Origin of the sequence: Haloferax sp. Atlit-109R, assembly GCF_003665865.1 — an archaeon.
Classification (GTDB): domain Archaea; phylum Halobacteriota; class Halobacteria; order Halobacteriales; family Haloferacaceae; genus Haloferax; species Haloferax volcanii.
Window position 1 is genome coordinate 1 of the sequence record NZ_QPLO01000023.1, and the last position, 465, is coordinate 465.

A 465-nucleotide genomic window follows, 5' to 3' on the forward strand; every position below is an offset into this window, starting at 1 on the left:
GGGCGTCCAGCAGTCCCTGGGGAATGCGCTCTTCGACGTAATGGGTGCCATTGCCATTTTCCCCGGCAGCGCAAACGGAAAGAGTGACTCACAGGGCGTCTTCCGCGATTGTTTTATCCTTCCCGAAGGGTCGACGACCGAGGACTTCGCGTACCACCTGCACTCGGACATTGGCGACGGTCTCCTCCACGGTATAGACTGCCACTCGAAGCGCCAAATCGGCTCGGACCACGAACTCACCCACCGCGACGTCGTCGAAATCGTCTCGACGAACTGACCGTCACGGACCGCAACCGCAACACGGTTATACGCGTGGATTCAGGTCGCGGATATGGGTGAGGCCGAAACGGCGGCAGCAACACTCGATGTCGAGATTGGGGGTCTCGGCGGAGAAGTGACGCTTGCCGATCTGTTCCCGTCTACGTGGGTTGAGTCGCATTGTGCCGCGACATCTATCAGTGAATT

The 465-nt window shown here is 59.1% G+C and carries 1 protein-coding gene; it reads left to right on the forward strand.

The features are described from left to right. Positions 1–277, forward strand: a 277-nt coding sequence (locus tag DVK03_RS19475; protein ID WP_121593849.1) for a TGS domain-containing protein, incomplete at its 5' end; no start/stop codon positions are given. Positions 278–465: the final 188 nt, after the last annotated feature.